Annotated in this window: 13 protein-coding genes and 1 tRNA gene; all 14 read right to left on the bottom strand. The window is 68.4% G+C overall.

The window, feature by feature from the left end:
* Nucleotides 1–20: 20 nt before the first annotated feature.
* The 14 genes from RIB52_RS14725 to RIB52_RS14660 all read right to left on the bottom strand — a co-directional run bounded on the left by RIB52_RS14725 (nucleotide 21) and on the right by RIB52_RS14660 (nucleotide 15,604).
* A tRNA-Ala gene (locus RIB52_RS14725) sits at nucleotides 21–96 on the bottom strand.
* 137 nt (nucleotides 97–233) lie between these two features.
* Entirely contained in the window at nucleotides 234–1,259 is a 1,026-nt protein-coding gene (locus tag RIB52_RS14720) for a hypothetical protein (RefSeq protein ID WP_350176873.1), read from the bottom strand.
* 162 nt (nucleotides 1,260–1,421) lie between these two features.
* Entirely contained in the window at nucleotides 1,422–2,165 is a 744-nt protein-coding gene (locus tag RIB52_RS14715) for a Bax inhibitor-1/YccA family protein (protein ID WP_350176871.1), read from the bottom strand.
* 167 nt (nucleotides 2,166–2,332) lie between these two features.
* Nucleotides 2,333–3,151 (bottom strand): pyrroline-5-carboxylate reductase family protein, encoded by an 819-nt coding sequence (locus tag RIB52_RS14710; protein ID WP_350176869.1) that lies wholly within the window; start codon nucleotides 3,149–3,151, stop codon nucleotides 2,333–2,335.
* Nucleotides 3,152–3,160: 9 nt separating this feature from the next.
* Complete coding sequence (locus RIB52_RS14705) at nucleotides 3,161–3,667, bottom strand: type III secretion system chaperone family protein (protein WP_350176867.1); 507 nt, start codon at nucleotides 3,665–3,667, stop codon at nucleotides 3,161–3,163.
* Between the two features lie 186 nt (nucleotides 3,668–3,853).
* A complete protein-coding gene (locus RIB52_RS14700) occupies nucleotides 3,854–5,317 on the bottom strand; it encodes a tetratricopeptide repeat protein (RefSeq protein WP_350176865.1) in 1,464 nt (487 codons plus the stop codon).
* Nucleotides 5,318–5,538: 221 nt separating this feature from the next.
* A complete protein-coding gene (gene ftsZ / locus RIB52_RS14695; RefSeq protein ID WP_350176863.1) occupies nucleotides 5,539–7,269 on the bottom strand; it encodes a cell division protein FtsZ in 1,731 nt (576 codons plus the stop codon).
* 189 nt (nucleotides 7,270–7,458) lie between these two features.
* The gene (gene ftsA / locus RIB52_RS14690; RefSeq protein WP_350176861.1) at nucleotides 7,459–8,814 is read right to left on the bottom strand and encodes a cell division protein FtsA; all 1,356 of its coding nucleotides are present in this window, start codon (nucleotides 8,812–8,814) and stop codon (nucleotides 7,459–7,461) included.
* Nucleotides 8,814–9,749: a cell division protein FtsQ/DivIB gene (locus RIB52_RS14685; protein ID WP_350176859.1), complete on the bottom strand. Its 936-nt coding sequence runs from the start codon at nucleotides 9,747–9,749 to the stop codon at nucleotides 8,814–8,816. The genes ftsA and RIB52_RS14685 overlap by 1 nt, the downstream gene beginning before the upstream one ends.
* Nucleotides 9,742–10,737: a D-alanine--D-alanine ligase gene (locus tag RIB52_RS14680; RefSeq protein WP_350176857.1), complete on the bottom strand. Its 996-nt coding sequence runs from the start codon at nucleotides 10,735–10,737 to the stop codon at nucleotides 9,742–9,744. The genes RIB52_RS14685 and RIB52_RS14680 overlap by 8 nt, the downstream gene beginning before the upstream one ends.
* Nucleotides 10,734–11,711 carry a UDP-N-acetylmuramate dehydrogenase gene (gene murB, locus RIB52_RS14675; RefSeq protein WP_350176856.1) on the bottom strand — a complete coding sequence of 326 codons (978 nt, stop codon included), beginning with the start codon at nucleotides 11,709–11,711 and terminating at the stop codon, nucleotides 10,734–10,736. The genes RIB52_RS14680 and murB overlap by 4 nt, the downstream gene beginning before the upstream one ends.
* Nucleotides 11,708–13,195 (bottom strand): UDP-N-acetylmuramate--L-alanine ligase, encoded by a 1,488-nt coding sequence (gene murC, locus RIB52_RS14670; protein ID WP_350176854.1) that lies wholly within the window; start codon nucleotides 13,193–13,195, stop codon nucleotides 11,708–11,710. The genes murB and murC overlap by 4 nt, the downstream gene beginning before the upstream one ends.
* A gap of 10 nt (nucleotides 13,196–13,205) precedes the next feature.
* Complete coding sequence (murG, locus tag RIB52_RS14665; protein ID WP_350176852.1) at nucleotides 13,206–14,441, bottom strand: undecaprenyldiphospho-muramoylpentapeptide beta-N-acetylglucosaminyltransferase; 1,236 nt, start codon at nucleotides 14,439–14,441, stop codon at nucleotides 13,206–13,208.
* Complete coding sequence (locus RIB52_RS14660) at nucleotides 14,438–15,604, bottom strand: FtsW/RodA/SpoVE family cell cycle protein (protein WP_350176911.1); 1,167 nt, start codon at nucleotides 15,602–15,604, stop codon at nucleotides 14,438–14,440. Before RIB52_RS14660 ends, murG begins: the two co-directional genes overlap by 4 nt.
* Between the last annotated feature and the right edge of the window lie 19 nt (nucleotides 15,605–15,623).

Genomic DNA, 15,623 nt, shown 5'->3' with positions numbered 1-15,623 from the left:
GGCGAAAGAAAAAACGCACCTGGTGGAGCCGAGGGGAATCGAACCCCTGACCTCGTCATTGCGAACGACGCGCTCTCCCATCTGAGCTACGGCCCCGTCCAGGTTGCCTGGGACGGGGGCTTGGAAGCCGCCCCCGTGCCGGGCAGGCGCGCGCCTTAGCGTGAAGGCTTGGCGCTTGCAACGGCTATCTTCCGGCGCGCTCCGCGCCCCTGCGGCAGGCGGGCGCGGCCGGTTCAGCGCAGCCGCGCGCCGGGATCGGCGGGCGCCTTGTCCGCGCCGCTTTCCCCCTCGGCCTCGGTCTCGTTCGCATCCTTGGGCAGCGGCTGGGTGACCGGCTGCGAAAGCACGCGTTCATCGACCGGCACGACCGGCACCTCGTCGCCCGTCGCGGCATCGGTGACGGTCATGCTCCCGCGCGGATTGGTCATCGTCGTCGCGGGATCGCTTTCGCCCGCGCGCGGGACCGCGATGCCGTTGGCGCGCGCTTCCTGGACTGCGACCCAGCCGGGCTGCGAAGGGCCGTAGCGATCCCCGTATTTCGCGTCCCATTCGGCCGAGAGCTGCTGGTAGCGTTCATAGCGGTCGAAGAACGTAAAGAACGGTTCGGTCAGCAGGGCAAAATTATCGCGCGCGAACTGCAGCACGTCCTCGGGCGGGTTCGCCAGCGCGCGGTTCGACATTTCGAGCGCGGCGGCACAGAATTCCGCGCGTGCGGGCGGTAGCGCGAAGAAATTGTAGACCATGGTGGTGCGCCCGTCGCGCGCGACCATCGCCTGGCGGCGGGTCCGCGTGCGGCTGCGATAGACCTTTTCGAGCCGGTCGTTGACACGCTTCAGGGCGCGCTCGTTCTCGCTGATGAAGGCGCTGTAGCCATCGAGGATCGGCTGGTGGCGCGGCGCAGTGCAATTGAGCGCGGCGACGTTCCAGCCCGAACGGAAATGCCAGACCAGTTCGTCCTCGGTCAGCTCGCGGTTGACGGTCATGCGGCGGCCATCCGGCCCCTTGGGCGGGATTTCCATGACATAGGCCGCGCCCCCGGGGGGAAGCGGGCGATAGGGGATCGTCTCGACCGGCGGAGGCGGCGGCGGAGGCGGCGGCGGAGGAGGCGGCGGCGGGGGCGGCGTGGCGCAGGCGGCCACCATCCCGGCGGCCACCGCCACGGTCACGATCCTCAGGCCGAAACCCGTCACGTGCGTTCGCATCTCTGCTCCCATATCGGCGTTCGTGTCCTTGTCGTTCGCGCCTGCAATCGTGCTCATGATTGCCCCATGCCGGACCCCGCCTTGCGCAGGGCTGAAGCGGCCCCTCGTGATCTCGCCCCTGTTAGTGCGCTTGCGCGACAAAGAAAACGCCCAGGCTCTCGAAAAGGAGCCCGGGCGTTTCGATTTTCACCAGTCCTGTCAGGGGGCTGGCCGCTCCGTCTATTCGCGGCTGCCAAGCAGGTTGAGCAGGAACATGAACATGTTGACGAAGTCGAGATAAAGGCTCGTCGCACCCATGATGACGGCCTTACCGGCCATCTGCGTGCCGCGAACATACTGGTATTCGTTCTTCAGTCGCTGCGTATCGTAGGCAGTAAGCCCGGCGAAGATCAGCACGCCGAGCACGCTGATGACCAGCGCCAGCACGCTCGACTGGAAGAAGAAGTTGAGCAACATCGCGATCAGCAGGCCGACCACGCCCATGACCAGGAAGGTGCCGAAGCCCGACAGGTCTTTCTTCGTGGTGTATCCCCACAGCGAAAGCCCGGCAAAGGCACCGGCGGTCGCGAAGAAGGTCAGCGCGATCGATTCGTTGGTGAAGCGCAGGAAGATCGTCGACATCGACAGGCCCATCACCGTGGCGAAGGACCAGAACACGATCTGCAGCGTCGACTGGCTCATCTTGTGCAGCCCAAAGCTCATCGCGAGGATGAAGCCGAGCGGCGCGAGCGCGATCACGAACCAGAGCCCGCTCGAAGCGAGCGCCAGCGTGATCCCACTTTCCGCCGCGAGCAGCGCGACGAGGCCCGTCAGCAGCACGGCCGAGGCCATGTAATTGTAGATCGAGAGCATGTGCGAACGCAGGCCCTCATCATAAGTCACGCGGCCGGCCGCATCGCCGCCCGCGCGCGGCACCGAGCCGAAGCGGCTATCGGTGCGCTGTGTGTCTTTCCAATCAGCCATCGTGAAACCCTTGTCTCCAAATGCGGCGCGGATTGTGCTGCGGAATTTGCAGCGGCCCGCGCCTTGTTTCGTCAATATCGGCCCTTGCCCCGCGATTTTCAAGCGAAACCGGGCGCGCAACAGGAGTGATCGTTAACCCTGGCTTGCGGCCCGATGAACGATACACCTCAGCCGATTTCGCGCGAGAGCGCGGCGCCCTTTCGAGCGGTTGCGCGCAGGGCCTCGGCCAGCAGGCGGCGCAAGGCGTCGCCTTCATCGAGCACGTCCATCCCCTCGCGGGTCATCCCGCCCGGACTGGCAACGCGATTCGCGAGCTGCCCGGGGGCACAATCGGAGGCTGCCGCAAGGCTCGCCGCGCCCTCGACCATGACGGTGGCGAGCCGGGTCGCATCGCTCTCGTCGAGGCCGAGATCGACCGCTGCGCTCGCCAGCGCATCGATGAAGCGGTAGACGAAGGCGGGCCCCGACCCAGCGAGCGCGGTGACGAGGTCGAAGCGCGTCTCGTCCGCCTCCCACAGTGCGAGGCCGAGCGTGTCGTAGAAGGCGCGCAGGCCCTCGCGCTCGGGGTCCGCAAGGCCCTGCCCCCCACGGCCCCGCCCCGCAAGGATCACCGGCGACTTGCCGATCCGCGCGGCGAGGTTGGGCATGACCCGGACATGGGCGCGCGCATCGGGAAAGGCGGCAGCGACCTGTGCCAACGTAATCCCGCCGAGCAGCGAATGGACCGCTATGCCCGGCCCGGCGAGGGGCTGGAGCGTCGGCGCGAGGGCGCGCAATTGCTGCGGCTTGAAGCCGAGCAGGACGGCATCGTGGCCTGCCGCTTCGGCCTCCTGCGACGTTCGGAACAGGGCGATGCCCTCGGGTGCTTCGTCCAGCGCGGGATCGAGCACGGCGAAGCGTTCCGGCCCGTGCCCTGCGCGCAGCCACCCGGCGAGCATCGCGCCCGCCATGTTGCCGCAGCCGATCAGGAGCAGCTTTTCAGTCACCGCGCGCGCTCACGCCTCCCCGGCCGCATCGACCAGCGCCGCCTCGAGCGCTTCGCGCGGGGGCTTGTCCCCCCACAGCACGAACTGGAAGGCCGGATAAAAGCGGTCGCATTCTTCCACCGCGCTTTCGACCAGCGCCTGCGCCTGGTGAAGCGAGAGCGTCCCGTCGTCGGCCAGCAGCGCACCGTGGCGATAAAGCAGCATGTCGCCGTTCGACCAGATGTCGAAATGACCCAGCCACATCTGTTCGTTGACGAGGCTGAGCAATTCATAGGCCGCCTCGCGTTTCTCGCGCCCCACGCGGATGTCCGGGAGGCAGAGGAATTGCAGGACATTGTCCGAACAGCGCCAGATTGCGCGCAGCTGATATTTCGCCCAGGCGCCCGCGATCTCGCCGGTCATCTCGTCGTCGGAGATAATCTCGCAAGGCCAGCCGCGCGCCTCGAACAGGGCGGCGAGCATGTCGAGCGGGGCGGCATCGTCCTCGCCCGCACGGGAATAGTCGCGGCGCGGCATCACGCGCGCGGCTCGCATACGAGGGGCGATATCAGGGCTTGGCTGTGCATCGCCGCGAGAGATGCACATGCGCCGGGCCGGATGGCAACAACCCGGCGCGCGGCGCTTGGGGAGAAGCGCTCTGGCTTGTTCAAAGCCTGTGCACAGAAAGCCGGGGACAGCGGTTCGCCCTCGCTTGCCGGAGGCCTATTCGAGCGTGTCGATCTGCCTGCCTTCGGGGCTCGTATAGGGAAAGGTATCGAGGCCTTTCGCAGCCAGGGCATTGACCAGGTCGCGGGCCGCGTCGGCATTGTCGAGCGGGCCTGCAAGCAGCCGGTTGGCCTGTCCCCACGGCGTGGTATGCGGGCTGTAATCGTCGAGCAGCCCATCCGCCGCGCGCGCGATGCGCCGCCAGTCAAAGGCGAGAGCAGAAAGGTCCCGACCGGTTGCGACCTGCACCCAGACCCGCCGTGGAAAGGCGGGCGGCTCCGGCGGGGCGGGCCGTTCGCGCGGAACCTCGATCGCGGCGAGATCGACCGCTTCGCCGGCCGGTTCGGCGATGGGCGGATCGGCGCTGTCCAGATCGGCGAAAGCATCGGCGACGCGCGGCGTCCCGTTCGCGGTATCGGAAGGCCCTGGGGCATCCGGAGCGGGCGGGTCGACTGGTCCGGCGGTCGCAGCAAGGTCGAAGCCGGGCCGCGCATCGGCGGCGGCAGACTCGGGCGCGGCAGGGGCGACGGGCGCACTCTCTGCCAGCGTCACGGCCGCGTCCGCCGCGGTCGGGCCAGGAACGTCGGGGACTTCGCGCGCGCTTTCTTCGCGCGCCGAGCCCTCACCGCCCCCGGATGGCGCGCCGAGCGGCGCGCCCGCCGGTTCGAGCCGTCGGTCGGCCTCGGCCTCTCGGGCGAAGCGGGCGATCCGCGGGTCCTCGCGCCCGATCTCGGCCACCCGGGGGAAAATGCCCAGATTGGCCGCCGCAGCCTGCTGCGACGCAGTCAGGCGCGGCATGTAGGCGAGATAGGGGACCAGCCGCGCGGCGAGATCGCGCGGCATCACCGCATCGACGATCGCCGCCGCGCGCGCCTGTTCGCCGAGGATCGCGAGCCCGAAGGCACGGGTGCGAAAGGACGCATAATCGCGCCTGTCGAGCAGCGGGCGCAGGATGTCCTCGAAACCGGCCTGGTTGCCTGCGATCGCCTGGCTGAGAGCGAGGCGGCGGATGGTCTCGGCATCCTCCGGGTTGACCGCCAGCGCCTGCTCATAGGCGGCCCGAGCGCGGTCATGATCCCCGACGAGATCGTAGGCGAGGCCGCGGTCGCGGGCATATTCGGGCGGGGTCGCACCGGCCCGTTCGGCCAGGTCGTAAGCCTCGAGCGCCTCGACCGGGCGACCCGAGCGCAGATAGACCGCCGCGATCCCGAGCTTGACCCGCACATTGGCGGAATCGATGTCATCGGCCCGCCCGTAAAAGCCCATCGCCGCGTCGAGATCTTCGAGCGCGAGCGCGGCATCGCCCGCCTCGACCAGCGCATCGAGGCTCTTGGGCCTTTTCGCCAGTTCCATCAGCGCGCGGTTCAATCGCTGCACGTCCGCGGAGGGAAGCGGCTGGACGACCTCGCGCGAAGTCACCTCCTGCGCCCCGGCCGGGCTTGCCGCAAGCAGGACGGACACGGCCGATGCAAGCGCGGCAAGGAACGCGAGGCGCACCGGGGCGCGGGGCGAAAGGGCAGGGGCCAAACACATCATTGCAAGGCAACTAGCAATGCGCCCGCCGCGCGCCAGACCGAGGGGACGCGCAGCGCGCCGGGCGGCGCGTGGAAATCGGCGAAGCGTTGCGCCCGGATGCCGAAACGCGGCCTGTGCGCCCTGCCCGACCGGGGCGAACACTTGGCCTACTGGTTTTTCTGTCTCTCGATGAAGCGCGGGATGCTGAGGGCGGTGGTGTCGTCATCGTCCTCGTCGTCCTCCTCCTCCTCCCGGGCCGAGCTGCGCGAGAGGTTGGCCATCCGCTCGAAAAGCGTGCTGCCTCCGGCCGAGCCGCTGCCTCCCCCGCTCGCATTGCCATCGGCTGCCGCGGCGCCGGGCGCATTCGCGCCGTCATCGCCGCTCGCCTCTTCCGCGCCGCCGACGTGACCGCCGCTGCCGCCGAACAGGCTGCGGCGACGCTCATTGCCTGGCGGGGATGCAGGCGCTTCGGTGTCGGCGAGAAAGTCGCTCTGCCGGTCGCCGGCACCGGGCTGCGCCGGGCCGCCGAATTGCGGCTCGTCATTTTCGGCCTGGCCGAGCGTGAGATCGAGCGGCTCGCCGTCTTCCTCCGCACCGCGCAGCCCGGCGAGCGGATCGACAATATCGTCGACATCGTCGCCCTCGGGCTCGCCCATGTCATCGCCGGCCTGCATGCCGGTGAGATCGAAGGGCTCGCTGTAATCTTCCTCGGAATAATCCTCCTCGCCCTCGTCGGCCTGCGGTTCGGGGCCCTGCGCGGCAGGTACGGTCAATCCGGGCTCGGGCCCCGCCTGCCCTCCGGAGGCGGGATCGGGCGTTTCGAGCTCGCTTTCGCCGGGCAGTTCGAGCACCGGCCGCTTGGGCGCGCGCGGTGCGCCGAAACCGCCGCCGAGCGCCGTCGTCGCGGGGTTGCGATCGCCTGCGGCGGCGGCTCCCTGCTCGATCCCCGTAGCGACCACGGAGACGCGGATCTTGCCCTCGAGATCGGGGTTGAAGGCGCTGCCCCAGATGATGTTCGCGTCCTCGTCCACCAGTTCGCGAATATGGTTGGCCGCCTCGTCGACTTCGAGCAGCTTCATGTCCTCGCCGCCGATGATGGAGATGATGACACCCTTGGCGCCCTGCATCGACACGCCGTCGAGCAGCGGGTTGGCGATCGCCTGCTGCGCCGCGTCGAGCGCGCGATTCTCGCCCTCGCCCTCGCCCGTGCCCATCATCGCCTTGCCCATTTCGCTCATGACGGAGCGCACGTCGGCGAAGTCGAGATTGATGAGCCCGGGCATGACCATGAGGTCGGTGATCGAACGCACGCCCTGCTGCAGCACCTCGTCGGCGAGCTGGAAGGCTTCCTTGAAGGTGGTTTCCGCCTTGGCGACGAGGAACAGGTTCTGGTTCGGGATCACGATCAGCGTGTCGACCGATTCCTGCAATTCGGCAATCCCGGCCTCGGCCGCGCGCATCCGGCGCGTGCCTTCGAACAGGAACGGCTTGGTCACCACTCCGACCGTGAGCACGCCCTTGCGCCGAGCGGCCTCGGCGATGACGGGCGCCGCACCCGTGCCTGTGCCGCCGCCCATGCCGGCCGCGATGAAGACCATGTTCACGCCGTCGAGCGCTTCCTCGATCTCGGCCACGGTTTCTTCCGCTGCGGCCTTGCCCACTTCGGGCCGGGCCCCGGCGCCGAGCCCGCCGGTGATGTCCGGACCGAGCTGGATGCGTTTCTCCGCCGGCGACGTGCTGAGCGTCTGGGCGTCGGTGTTCGCGACGATGAAGTCCACGCCCTCGATCTCGGCGGCCATCATGTTGGCGATCGCATTGCCGCCGGCTCCGCCGATCCCGATGACGGTGATGCGGGGCGCGAGCTCCTCCGCAGCGGCGGGTCCGATATTGATGCTCATCCGTTTTTCCTCCGGCAGCCTCGCCGCGTTTCGCGGATCCGGGCGCCTCTTGCGATACTCTGACACATTCGTGACTGGCGGTTTATACCGTCTTAACCCTTATCCACAGCGACCCCGCAGGCCTCTCGCATTCTCGTGGCCTGCAACTCATGCCACATCGACACCTCGCGCGACAGTCTCGCACCCGTTTCAGAAATATTCCCGCAGGGCGCGCATCAGCCGACCGACGGCGAAGGCCCCGCTCCGGGAACTCGCCGCGCGCGTGCGTGCATAGCGACCTCCCAGCGCGCGAATGTCGACCGGATCGTTCGCGGCGTAAAGACACAGACCGGCCAACGTCGCAAAACCCGGGGTGGCGTGCGCCTCGGGCAGGCCCTCGAAAGCGGGCGGACGGCCGATCCGCACCGGCATGCCGAGCGCCCCTTGCGCGAATTCGGCCAAGCCCGCCAGTTCCGCCCCGCCGCCGGTAAGCACGACCTGTCCCGCGCGCATACCGCTGAATCCCATCGCTTTCAACGCCTTGCCGATCTCCGTCGTGAGCCGGGCGAGATGCTGGGTGATGACGGAGACGAGCTCGGCCCGCGCGATCCGCCCGCGATCGTCGGCACCGCGCGCGACCGTGCCCGCTACGGGCCAGTCGTCGTCGGGGCCGGTCAGCGCGATCATCTCGCGATGGTCGCTGGGCGAGGCGATCGCCGAGCCGGAAACGCATTTGAGCCGTTCGGCCTGAGAGCGGCGGATGGCAAAGGCGCTCGCCACGGCATCGGTGATCGCCCCCGATCCCATCGGCAGCGCGGTCAGGCCGAGCAGCATGCCCCCGGCAAAGACCGAGACATTGGTGACGTCCGCGCCGATTTCCACCAGTGCGACGCCCAGTTCGCGCTCCTCCTCCGACAGGCAGGCATAGCCGGCCGCGAGCGGGGCGGCCACCACGCCCTCGACATCGAGATGGGCGTTCTGCACCGCTTCCATGAGATTCTTCACCGGCGCCCCGTCGGCCAGCATCACGTGCACGTCGACACCCAGCCGTTCGGCATGCAGGCCGCGCGGATTGGCAACGCCATGCGCCCCGTCGAGCGTGTAATGGGCAGGCTGGGCGTGGAGCACGCTGCGCCCGTCCGGCTGGATCGCCCCGCGCGCGAGATAAAGCAGGTGCTCGACGTCTTCCTCCTCGATCCGTCGTCCGCCGATCTCCGTCTCGACGCTGCGCACGTCGCTGGCAAGGCCCGCTCCGGCACAGGCGATCCACACCCCGTTCACGCTCGTCTGTGCGCTTTTCTCGGCCCGTTCGACCGCGTCGCGGATGGCGAAGCTCGCCGCGTCCATGTCGGTGATATAGCCCTGCTTCACCCCCTTGCTGGCGCGATGGCCCGATCCGAGCAGGACGAGGTCGCCATTTTCCGCCTCGCCCATGACCATCGCCGAAATGCGGAACGAGCCGACATTGACCGCCCCGATCGTGCGGGCGATCCGCGTGCGCGCCGCCGCCCGCGCCGATCCCTTGGCCGTTCCCCTTGCCGATCCGGTCGACGCCGCCTTTGCCATCACTCTTCTCCCGCCGCGGCCCCGGCCGCGGCCATGTCCGCCGCCTCGATCCGCTCGCTGCGACCGGGTACGCGCATGTAGACGCGCGGCGGGTTGCGCATGTCGAAGCTTGCCACTTTCCCGCCGATCAGCCGGTTCTGCCCATCCATCCGGGCGAAGGTGACCAGCGCACTCGCCGCCCTGTCCTCGCCTTCGGGCAGGGCGAGCACCTGCCCGCCCCTGAAGGTCACGTTCCAGCGGCGATTGCCGATCCATTCGGCCGCCTCGACCTGCGGGCCGAGTGCGGGCGCGGCAGCGAGCAGCCGGTCGAGCGCGGCGACCTGCCGGCCTGCGCCGGGGCCGGAAATGCGCAAGGCGTCGGCCGCGTCCTCGGGCGCGATCGTGGCGAGTTCGTGCCCGCCTATGTCGATCAGCACCAGCCTGTCGGGCTTGACCAGCACGGCATGCGGTTCGCGCTCGACGATATCGATGGCGAGCGTGTCGGGCAGCTGCTTGGACACCCTCGCATCGGCGACCCAGGGCAGTTCGAGCAATTCGGCGCGCAGCGCCCCGACATCGACCCGCGGCATCGAACGGTCGCGCTGGGCGAGCGCGCGGGCATAGACTTCGCGTTCGTCCATGCGGTCCGTGCCGGTGACGCGCACGCGGCGCACTTCGAAACCGGCTTCGGAGGCCATGCGCGCCACTTCGGCCTCGGCCATGGCGGGCACTCCGGCGAAATTGGCGATAACGAAGGCGAGCGCGGCGCCCGCAAGGATGATGACGGACAGCCAGATTCGGGTCCATTGCTCCTCGGTGAAAGGCAGCAGGCCCATTGCGCGGTCGACGAAACCGGTGGTGGTCGCCTTCGCCCGGCGCGCGCCCGCCGCACGGCTCTGCGATTTCGCCGCGCGCCGCACGCCCTTGCCCTGCGACCGCCTGATCCGGTTAGCCATGGGCTTCCCTCTCCCTCGGCTGAGTCTCGTCCTTCGCGCTCGATTCCCGGGACCGCAGCGCCTCCCTGACCAGCAGGTCCACGAGGTCGCCATATTCGATGCCGGCCTGTTTCGCCTGTTCGGGCACAAGGCTCAATGGCGTCATTCCCGGCTGGGTGTTGGTTTCGAGCACGAAAAGCCCTTCCTCGCCCAGTTCGTCGTCCCAGCGGAAATCGGTCCGGCTGGTGCCGCGGCAGCCGAGCACGTCATGCGCCCGGAGCGCATATTGTTCGCACAAGGCGGCGATGGCGGGCGGGATCCGCGCGGGACAGACATGCTCGGTGCGCCCCGCAGTGTATTTGTGCTCGTAATCGTAGAAGCCCTGTTCGATCACGAGTTCGGTCACGCCGAGTGCGCGGGCCCCGCCGGGTCCGTCGATGACGGCGGTGGTCAGTTCGCGCCCCTTGATGAACGGTTCGGCGAGCAGTTCGGCGAATTCGTTCCACGGCCCCGGCGCGTCGCGGCGGATCGGATGGCCGCACTCGCTGTCATCGGTCACGATTGCCACCCCGACCGAGGAGCCTTCGTTGACAGGCTTGAGCACGTAGGGGCGCGGCAGCGGGTCGCGTTCGAACAATTCCTCGGACCGAACTATCCGCCCGCCGGGCATGGGGATGCCGCGCGGGACGAGCGCCTGCTTGGTCAGCTGCTTGTCGATCGCGATGACCGAGGTGGCAAGGCCCGAATGGGTATAGGCGAGGCCCATCAGGTCGAGCATGCCCTGCACGCTCCCGTCCTCGCCCGGTACGCCGTGGAGCGCGTTGAAAACGACGTCGGGCGCGGCCTCGGCAAGCCGCGCGGCGACATCGCGGCCCATGTCGATGGCGGTTACGCGATAGCCCTTTGCACGCAGCGCCTCGGCGACGCCGCGCCCGCTCATGAGCGAGACCTCGCGCTCGTTCGCCCAGCCGCCCATCAGGACCGCGACGTGAAGGGGTGCAGCGCTCACGGCCGCCCCACCCGCTGGATTTCCCAGTCGAGCATCACGCCCGACTGCTTGTAGACCTTCTCGCGCACGAGTTCGCCCAGCCCCTCGATATCGGCGCTGGTGGCATCGCCGGTGTTGATGAGGAAATTGGTGTGCTTTTCGCTCACCTGCGCCGCGCCCAGCATCATCCCACGGCAGCCCGCCGCATCGACCAGCTGCCACGCCTTGCCGCCTGCGGGGTTCTTGAAGGTCGAACCGCCGGTCTTCGTGCGGATCGGCTGCGAGGCCTCGCGCGCCTCGGCGATGCGGTCCATCTCGGCGCCGATCGCTTGCGGATCGCCGGGGCGGCCCCGAAAGCGCGCCGAGACGACGATCGCGCCGTCGGGAAGCTCGCTGTGGCGATAGCTATAGCCAAGATCGCCCGCGGGCAGCGTGACGAATTCGCCGCCCGGCAGGATCACGTCGCATGTCTCGAGCACGTCGGCGACCTCGCTGCCATAGGCCCCGCCGTTCATCCTTACGAAGCCGCCCACCGTGCCCGGTATGCCGCGCAGGAATTCGAGCCCCGCAATGCCCGCATCGCGCGCGGTGGAAGCGACCAGCACGCCCGGCGCGCCCGCGCCGCAGGTGAGGGTATTCTCCTCGCCCGGCTCCGCCGTCATGAAAGGCTTGCCCAGCCGCACCACGATGCCGGGCACGCCCCCGTCGCGGATGATGAGGTTCGAGCCCAATCCCAGCGCCATGACGGGAAGCTGCCCGCCCAGCCGTTCGATGAAGAGCCTGAGGTCGGCAAGGTCGGCAGGCTCGAACAGCCAGTCCGCCTGCCCGCCGCTCTTGAACCAGACGCGTTTTGCGAGCGGGGCCTTGCAGGTGAGATCGCCCCTGATCCCGTCGAGCGGCACGGGCGCGGCCACCGCCCCGTCGACCGCGCAGGTCGGGGCCCGTCCGTCGTCTTGGTTCCAGGTGTCGCCGGGCTGGACCATGGGCTTGCTCATGCCCTCACATGTGCTTCGACCGCGCCGGCAAGGGTAGCCGCCCAGCGGGTGATATCCCCCGCGCCGAGACAGACCACCATGTCGCCGGGGCGAAGCGTCGCGGCGAGCGTCTCGGCGAGTTGCGCGTGGCTTTCGACCGTGGCGGCGCTGCGATGCCCGCGCGATTTCAGGCCCGAGACGAGCGCCTGCGCATCGGCGCCCTCGATCGGCTCCTCACCCGCTTCGTAGACCGGGGTGACGAGCACCATGTCGGCATCGTTGAAGCAGGACTGGAAACCGTCCATCAGGTTATGGAGGCGGGTGTAGCGATGAGGCTGGGCGACCGCGATGACGCGCGCGCCGTCCCCATCTTTCTTGGCACCGTTCGCCGGCCCGCCGGTGCTGCCATCGGGGGCGACCGCCTCGCGCGCCGCGGCGAGCACGGCACGGATTTCAACCGGGTGGTGGGCATAGTCGTCGATCACGCTCACCGAACCCCCGGCCAGCGCGATCTCGCCGACCTTGGTAAAGCGCCGCCGCACCCCGCTGAAACTGCCGAACCCTTCGCCGATGACTTCGTCCGAGCAGCCCATCTCGATCGCGACTGCAATCGCCGCGAGCGCGTTCTGCACGTTGTGACGGCCCGGCATGGGCAGGTGCACGCCCTCGATCCGGCGGTCCTGCCTTTCATCGCGTCCCCCGCGCTGACGCACGATCACGTCGAAAGTGTTACCGCCTTTCTCGGCGCGGACATTGACCCCGCAGATATCGGCCTGGAGCGAAAAGCCGTAGGTCACCACCCTGCGGTCGCGCACCTGGCCGATCACGGTCTGCACTTCGGGGTGATCGACGCACAGGATCGCCGCGCCGTAGAAGGGCACGTTCTGGATGAATTCGAGAAAGGCGCGCTTCACCCCGTCGAAATCGCCGTAGTGGTCGAGATGTTCGGGATCGATATTGGTGACGACCGCGATGGTCCCGTCAAGGCGCAGGAAGCTGCCGTCGCTTTCGTCGGCTTCGACCACCATCCAGTCCGAGTCGCCCAGCCGCGCATTCGAGCCGTATTGTTCGATGATCCCGCCATTGATGACCGTGGGATCGATCCCGCCGCGATCGAGCAGGCTGGCGACCATGCTCGTCGTCGTGGTCTTTCCATGCGTCCCCGCGACCGCAACGGTGGATTTGAGCCGCATCAGTTCGGCGAGCATTTCCGCCCGGCGCACGACCGGGATGCGGGATTCGAGAGCGGCGACGACTTCGGGATTGTCGCGCTTGACCGCCGTCGAGGTGACGACCACCGCCGCGCCATCGACATTGGTCTTGGCGTGGCCGATATGGACTGCGATGCCGCGTTCGCGCAGCCGCTCGACGCTGGCGCTTTCGTTGATGTCGGAACCCTGCACGGCATAGCCGAGATTGTGCATCACCTCCGCGATGCCGGACATGCCGATCCCGCCGATCCCGACGAAGTGGATCGTGCCGATATCGGTCGGAACCCCTCTCATGCGCGCGCCCTCATGCCGCCACGTCCTCGTCGCTCGACGCGCGCGAGGACGGCTGCGTGCGCACCGCCGCCGCCGCCCCGCGCGGAGCGGTTTCGCCGACGCGGATCACGTCCATCAGGTCGACCCCGCCGAAGCTTTCGAGCAGGTCGGCAAGGTCCCTCGTCGCATCGGGCCGCCCGCAATTGAATGCGCCATGCGCGGCATTGCCGAGGCTCGCCGGGTTCTGCGCCAGCGCCTGGATCTGCTTGGCGAGCTCCTTGGGCGTGAACTTGTCCTGCCGGATCATGCGCGCCCCGCCGGCCTTGACCATTTCGCGGGTGTTCGCCGCCTGGTGATCGTCGGTCGCGATCGGGAGGGGCACGAGGATCGCCGGTCGCCCCACGCCCGTAAGCTCGGCGATGGTCGATGCGCCCGCGCGCCCGATGAACAGGTGCGCATCGGCCAGCCTTTCGTGCATGTCGGTGAAATAGGTGCCGAGCTCGGCCGGGATGTCGTGCTGCGCGTAGCGGGAGCGCACCGCTTCGAGGTCCTCCGGTCGGCATTGCTGGGTGACCTGCAGGCGGCTGCGCAAGGCGGGCGGCAGCATGGCGAGCCCGTCGGGTACGATCTGCGACAGCACCCGCGCACCCTGCGACCCGCCGGTGACAAGGACACGCAGCAGGCCTTCTTCGGTGAGCGGCGGGAAATCCATGTCGCGCAGGGCCAGCACCTCCTCGCGCACCGGATTACCGGTAAGATGGACCTTGCGCCGGTGCTTCGCCTTGAGCCGGTCGACCTTTGCATAGGAGGTCGCGATCGCATCGACGCGCCCGGCGAGCAGGCGGTTGACCCGGCCGAGCACGGCGTTCTGTTCGTGGATGACGCTCGGCAGCTTGGCCGACCTTGCGGCGAGCAGGGCGGGCAATGCCGGATAGCCGCCGAAACCGATCACCGCGCTCGGCTCGAACGCATCGAACAGGCGCAGCGCCATGCTCCGCCCTTCGAGCACGGCGCGCACGCCGCCGACCCATTTCAGCGGATTCCTGCCGAAACGCCCCGCGGGCAGGACATGCGCGGTCAGCCCTTCGGGCTTGCCCGGGATATCGGCCCCGCGTTCATCGGTGACAAGCGCGACGTGATGGCCGCGCGCCTCCAGCTCCACGGCAAGCGCGAAGGCCGGGATCAGGTGGCCGCCCGTCCCCCCTGCGGCAAGGACGAAATGGCGACTTGCACCCGTTCGGGGTGTCCGGCGCGTGGCTTTGGTCATGCGCGCTCCTCCTTGCGCTCGAGAAACTGGCGCAATCCGCCACCCTCCCGCCTGAGGAAGGGATTGCGCCGCGTGATCGCCAGCAATAGCCCGAGCGCAAAGCACACCGCCAGCGTCGAGGACCCGCCATAGCTGATGAGCGGCAATGTCGCGCCCTTGGACGGGAAAAGCTGGAGATTGACGAGCACGTTCATGAAAGCCTGCCCGCCGACCTGCGCGATGAGGCCGGCCCCTGCGAGCAGTGCGAACAGGTCGTCCTCATCCACCAGCCGCATAAGCGCGCGTAGCACGATCGCGCAATAAAGCGCCACCACCAGGCCGCAGAAAAGCAGCCCGAATTCCTCGCCGATGACCGAGAAGATGTAATCGGTATGCGCCTCGGGCAGGTTCATCTTGCGCGTGCCGAGCCACAGGCCGGCCCCCGACCAGCCGCCATTGGTGAGCGTGCGAAAGGCAAGGTCGACCTGGTCGTAGGCGGTCCCCCCGCCAATAAAGGCATCGATCCGGCTTTTCGCATTGCCGTAGAAGAAATAGGCCGCGACGAGGAAGGCAAGCCCCAGCCCCGCGACGCCCGCAATGCGTTTGAGCGACACGCCCGCAAGCGTCACCAGCACCAGCCAGATCCCGCCGAACAGCACCGCTTCGCCGAGATTGGGCTGCATCATCAAGAGCCCCGCGATCAAAGCCATTACGAGGCTGGCGAAAGCGAGCACCGGAAGCTGCGGATCGCGCAGGCGCCATGACAAAATCCAGGCGAGCATGATGGCGAAAGCGGGCTTGAGAAACTCGCTCGGCTGCAGGCTCATGCCGACCTCAAGCCAGCGCCGCGAACCGTTCTTTTCCACCCCGACGAACGGCACGAGCACGAGCAGGAAAAGCATGAAGGCGAAGGCGAGAATACCGAGCCGCCGCGCCTCGTCGCGCGAAAGGAAGGAAAGGCCCACCATCAGCGCAAGGCCCAGCAGCTGGAAGACGAGGTGGCGCTTCAGGAACAGGAACGGATCGAGCGTCACCTGCGCGGTCGAGAGCTGGTCGGCGCTGGCGGGGGACGCGGCGGCGACCGCAAGCGTGCCGAGACCCATCAGCAGCACGATGAGACCGAGCAGCCAGCGGTCGAGCTCGCGCCACCAGATGCGCACCTCCTCGCGCCATCCGCGCCGCATCAGCGCGGGCGGCAAGGCC

This window comes from Erythrobacter sp., assembly GCF_040217515.1.
Taxonomy (GTDB): domain Bacteria; phylum Pseudomonadota; class Alphaproteobacteria; order Sphingomonadales; family Sphingomonadaceae; genus Erythrobacter.
Note: the sequence above shows the minus strand (reverse complement) of the source record. Positions and strands in the feature narration are given on the sequence as shown.